We start from the raw sequence: 5,575 nt of genomic DNA, 5'->3' as shown, positions 1-5,575 counted from the left end.
CATCTTGACTTGTTTGATTGCAATGACAATTGTGCTGTTCCGACAAAACTGGTTTGGTAAAGGCGACACTTACGCTTTCATTCTTTGGACTGTTCCACTTGCTGTTGGACTTGCGGTAACTGGCAGAACAATCGTATACCTGTTTAGGACTAGTTCTTATTTGTTACGACTACTTTTTATCATTCTAATTTCTGGACTGCTTTCATTTGGTTGGGCATATTGTGTGGCTTTAGTTTTAGGACCCTGGATTGGTGCTTTTAGTTTTCCAATTCTTTACCTATGGATTGGTGGTTCAATTCTTCAACTTCTATTTCTTGAATGGCGTTTACCAAAACAGACAGAAAAGTCAAAAACTTCAAAGGTTATACTCGGCCTACTTTTATTTCCGCTGACATTAATTGTTGTAATTATCAGTATGTATGTATTTTCTTTTGCAAGCTCATATCTGACAAGACCTGAAAGGGAAACCTATTTAATTCCTGAAGGATACAAAGGAACTGTTCTTGTAATTTTCAATCAGCCAGACGGAGAAAAACCTGAATATGAAAATAGCAGACGAATTTATAGAATACCAGCGACAGGTGTTCTATTCACTCAACTTAAAGATGAATAGCCGAAAGCGCCCCCATAAAAAAGCCCCGCTTATAAAAACTATTGCGGGCTTTTGGTTATTGTTTGTTGATCGACACCGGTCAGATTATCATAGGCGGTAAAGTTAGGATAGCTGCCGTTTTAATGCAGTTATCATTGAGCCATTTTGCAATAACAAAGAGATTTTCATTAAAAACACCAAATTCTTTTACATCTGTTTTTTTTGGCCAATGGCTACGAAATGACTTCTGCTGCCAATATCAATTCCTGCCGCATAAGAATTTACGACCTCCATTTTAATTTCCTTTTCTTCCTGCATATTAATTAATTTTTAACGTTAAAAAATGCTTAAAAAGAAAGCTCATTCCAAATAAAAAAATAGTATGAAAGGGGTTACAAAAATTTGCACCACCACTGGAGTATTCATACACTTCCCAACCAGGATTGCACTCGTGCTATTACCCAACAGTTTTAAAATCGGCCTTACTATAAGCAGCGTTAATTTACCACATTTTCATATTCGTACGTTAGCTTAGGAAGTATATTCCGAGCGCAATATGATGGGTTACAAACATCGGAAACTGTGTGAAAAATCAAATAGATTTTGCGTTTTCTATTCCTGCTACCTCGTTGCTGACAAGTTGATATGCGAAAAAGCAGTCCTGTATTTCTATTCTTTTACATTCTCTAATAACCCCGCCACTTTTAGCAGCACTTCTTTTACCTCAAAAGGTTTTGCAATAAAATCATCTACACCGGCTGCCAGGCAAATTTGTTTTGCATCGGGATGGGCCGACATCATTATTAAAGGGATAACTGCAACGGCAGGATTACTTTTTAAAGCTTTGCAGATATCTATCCCATTTCTTCCGGACAGGAGCATATCAACAAAAATCAAATCGTAGGGCTGGTTACTGATCTCTTCTTCAATTTTATCCGGGGTGGTAAACAGGGCTACATCATAATCTTTAAATTGCAACATCATTTTCATCATCATCCCGATATCCAGGTCGTCATCAAGTATCAGTATTTTTTGTTTTTCCATTTTACAGATTATTTTCCGGTACGGTATTTAATGTAAAAGTAAATTCGGAGCCTTTGCCTTTTTCGCTGTTGATAGATATGGTGCCATTGTGCTTTTGAATTATTGAACTTGCTATAAACAACCCAATACCAAAACCAGGAAAGGTCTGTTCGATTTTACCACCTACCCGGTAAAATCGTTCAAATATTTTTTGATGCTCCTCTTTATTTATACCAATGCCAAAGTCTTTTACACTTACACTTACTTTACCTGGTTCGGGTTGGTAAATACTTATTTCAATACTACTGCTTTGAGGACTATACTTTATGGCATTATTTATAAAATTAATAAGCACCTGCTCAATGCGGCCTCTGTCGGCAAATACGGCAGCAATAACGTCTTGTTTTAATTCAATAATGTATTTAGGTTGGGATGTTGCAATATCGTCGGTAATATCTTTTATTAAATTATTCAGGCTAAAGGCTTCCATCTTAAGCTGCAGGCTGCCTTCTTCAAGGCGGGTCAGATCCAGCATTTCGTAAATTAACCTGGTTAAGTTTACTATTTGTTTATCAATACGCACCAGCGATGATTTTATCTGCTCCAGTGATACCTTGCCCAGTTCTTCATTCAGCATCATTAAAAGAATTTGCACATAACCCTTAATAGAGGTAACAGGCGTTTTTAATTCGTGGCTCACCATTTTAATAAAGTCGCCCTTTCTTTCTTCTTCCTGTTTTATTTTCTGTATTTCAGTGGTAACCCCAACCCACATTTTTATTTTGCCTTCGGCGTCTTTAACCGGCGATGCCAGGTTTAAATGCCATATATAATCGCCTGCTGCATTTTTAAACCGCATTTCCATTTCCAGTTGCTCCCTGGTTTCAAAGGCTTTTTGCAAGCGTTGCTGAAATTCCGGTATTTCATCGGGGTGCATAATCTGATGGTATCCAAATGCTTTTAAGTCATCAAAATTCATTCCTGCAAAATCCAACCAGTTTTTATTAAAATAAATAACATCGCCATCTGGGTTTGCATTACTGATTTTTGCCGGCATCAAGTCGGTCATTTTTCTGAAATGTGCTTCACTTTCTTCAATTTTTTTTCTTAAAACAACCTGCTCAGTAATTTCATGAGCCAACGCCATTACACCAGAAATGGTTCCATCTGCTTCCCGCAAAGGTTCATAAACAAATTTCACAAAAGCATTTTCAATCTTTCCGTTTCGCTTTAAGCCAATGGGAAGTTCATTTGCTATAAAGCGTTCTCCTGTTGTATAAACTTTATCCAGCAATTCTTTAAATCCCTGATCCATAAGTTCGGGCAACACTTCAAATGCAGGTTTATTTAAAGATTCTTCTAATGTCCTGTCCCACATTTCATACATTTCCCTGTTTATTACTTCTATCACATAATCTTTTCCCCGCAATACGCACATAGCAACAGGAGCCTGCATCACCAAATTTTGAAATCGGTTGAGCAGTTCCTTTTCTTTAAGCTCCTGTTGTTTTTGTTCTGTAATATCCCGCGATACAGAGAGCAGTTGCTTAACTGTGGCATCCTGTCCGGTTCTTTGTATTGGCAACACAATTACATCCCACCATTTGGGCGTGCCTTTAAATGTTTTACCTAAAACCTGAAACTGTACCCTTTCTCCATTAAATGCTTTTATTACAGCATCCTTTATCGTTTGCCTGTTTTGCTCTTCCCACAAATCTGACCAAAGTTTATTTTTAACTAAGCTAAAATCATCAATTTCAAGCAGGCAAATACCACTATTGTTCATAAACTGCAGCCTGCCTTTGGCATCCAGAATGTTAACACAATCGGGGCTGATGTTTAATACCGAAAGGCTGAATGCTTCACTTTCTTCAATTTTTTTTCGTACCAGCACCTGCTCTGTAATATCAGTAGCCAGCACCACTACTCCCGAAATGGTTCCATCATTTTCACAATAAGGCTGGTAAACAAAATTGAAATAAACAAGGTTTTTTTGCCCATTTTTGTTTGTAAGATAAGCAGGCTCCTCATTACCGTAATGCGAAACGCCTGTGTGAAAAACATCTAACAGCCATCCCATAAAAGGCTGGTCTTTCATTTCAGGTATAATTTCTAAAAATGGTTTACCCAGTGCTTCTTTTCCTACATTCAAAATATTAAATACTGCTTCATTGGCTACATCCAATATCATATTCTCTCCTTTAAAAATACAGATAGGGGAAGGTGCTTTTTCTACCAGGTTGTGAAAGCGTAGCTCGCTGTCCTGTAATTCTTTCCTGGCTGTAAACTGCAGTGTATCCCTGGCCTGCAACAGTTCAGCCTCTAACTGCAGGATACGCAAATTTTTTTCTTGTACCGATTTTTGTTCCGTAGTTGTCATTAATGAATTATTTTTTTGCTTTCTCAGCTTTTGTATGTAACAACCCACAAATAATAAATCCACCTGCTTTTAAACTCTTATAAAGCTAAAGTGTTGCTCATAATTCCTGATGGCTGAAATTTATTTTATAACATGGTTTATACATTAAAACTGAGCATGCAATGCAAACTTGGACCCAAGTCTAAATAAAAACATAGATAAATAATTAACTGCGGATAAAAAAAAGCGTAGCCTAATGAAGGTAGTATATAATATTAGCTAAACGATATACTGTAGAGAAGGCGTGAATTATATAAACCTGAATAAGGGTTTAATAATCACCCGCATTCGTTCGTGAGCACATCTGCAATGTGTATCGTTTTTCTGTAGCTGGCAACTAACAGTGCACAATGTAATTTGTGCTTTGGTTCGGGGCCTTACATTATCTATTTAGCTTTTTGTTGTTATTTTCAACAAAATTTTTCAATCAGCATTTATTCCCGGCAGCGGCAGCCGGTAATTTGAGGGCCAGGCAAGTTTTCTTTAGCCAACTAATTTCAAGTGGATTAAGATAATCCATACCAAGTTTAATATCCTGTCAATTCAAGTATTACCTACGCCATTAAATTGTCTTTCCCGCCACAATTAATACCTGCTGCTCATTCGCTTTATTCAAAAAATTTCCGGCAGAAATAAAAATGTCTTTTGCATTTATTTTCCAGTTTTTTAGACTATTTTCTACCGGCCCAATGATGTTATTAATTTCAACACCATTCGTTTCATTAAGGTTGACTATAAATATGGCTCCGTCATTTTTAAAAAGCCAGTCACTTTTATTATCCCTGTCAAGCTTCGCTACAAATTCACCAGTCAGCTCACCAAACACTAAATTCTTATTGGTGCTGTTGATTGCAACCAGATTGCCGTTTTTTAATACCAGTACAGCCTGCAGCTGAACCTTGTTATGCACTACAATTTCCTGATTTTTATTTGCCAGATAATTGCCCACCGATCCAAACACGTGTTTATTATCTACCACATACCCATTTAAGTTGCTGCCATTTATTTGCATGCCCACAGACGTTACCATGTTATTTATCCTTTTAAGAATACCAATGCCCCATGGACTGCTGATAAAAATTTCATCCGTACCATCGCCATCAAAATCGCCAAAGCATTGTATGGTATTGTCGGCACGGTTAAATAACCATTGGCCATAACGCACACCTGTTCTTACCGTAAAAGTTTGTTCCGGATTACTCATAGACACCAGGTGCATATCAATGTTATTTTCAAAAATAATATTGGTCTCGTTTGTGGTAAACAGTTTTGCTATGCCCACCAATCTATCGTTGGTGTTTACTTTCCAGTTGGCAAATAACTGCCCGTTTAATACAATTTTAGTTGGCACCAAAGTATCATGTTCCCATTTTAATGTGGAAAGTCCCTGTGGGCTGATGAGCAATAATTCGTTGAAGGGCTGGCCGGTGAAGGGGGCAATATTAAAGCCCCAATCCCTGATAGGGCTTGCGCCATCATCGTATACCCAGTTACCCAATGCTGTTTTGCTTGCCACTGTAAAAACCAGTTGCAGTCTGCCT

General features: G+C 37.6%; 4 protein-coding genes. 1 reads left to right on the top strand and 3 read right to left on the bottom strand.

What is annotated here, in order from left to right:
- Nucleotides 1-613, top strand: a 613-nt coding sequence (locus H7254_RS01140; RefSeq protein ID WP_301931230.1) for a hypothetical protein, incomplete at its 5' end; no start/stop codon positions are given.
- A 648-nt stretch (nt 614-1,261) separates the two neighbouring features.
- On the opposite strand, the gene H7254_RS01135 is transcribed toward H7254_RS01140, so the two are convergent.
- The 3 genes from H7254_RS01135 to H7254_RS01125 all read right to left on the bottom strand — a co-directional run.
- The gene (locus H7254_RS01135; RefSeq protein ID WP_301931229.1) at nt 1,262-1,636 is read right to left on the bottom strand and encodes a two-component system response regulator; all 375 of its coding nucleotides are present in this window, start codon (nt 1,634-1,636) and stop codon (nt 1,262-1,264) included.
- A gap of 1 nt (nt 1,637) precedes the next feature.
- Nucleotides 1,638-3,995 (bottom strand): PAS domain-containing sensor histidine kinase, encoded by a 2,358-nt coding sequence (locus tag H7254_RS01130; protein WP_301931228.1) that lies wholly within the window; start codon nt 3,993-3,995, stop codon nt 1,638-1,640.
- Between the two features lie 601 nt (nt 3,996-4,596).
- The coding region (locus tag H7254_RS01125; RefSeq protein WP_301931227.1) for a hypothetical protein at nt 4,597-5,575 on the bottom strand (979 nt) is incomplete at its 5' end.

Source organism: Ferruginibacter sp. (assembly GCF_014377975.1).
Lineage (GTDB): Bacteria > Bacteroidota > Bacteroidia > Chitinophagales > Chitinophagaceae > Ferruginibacter.
This window is presented reverse-complemented; position numbering and strand designations above follow the sequence as displayed.

Bases quoted from the DNA above. Each gene is read 5' to 3' on its own strand.
- H7254_RS01135 (WP_301931229.1), bottom strand. From the start codon at position 1,636: ATGGAAAAACAAAAAATACTGATACTTGATGACGACCTGGATATCGGG.
- H7254_RS01130 (WP_301931228.1), bottom strand. From the start codon at position 3,995: ATGACAACTACGGAACAAAAATCGGTACAAGAAAAAAATTTGCGTATC.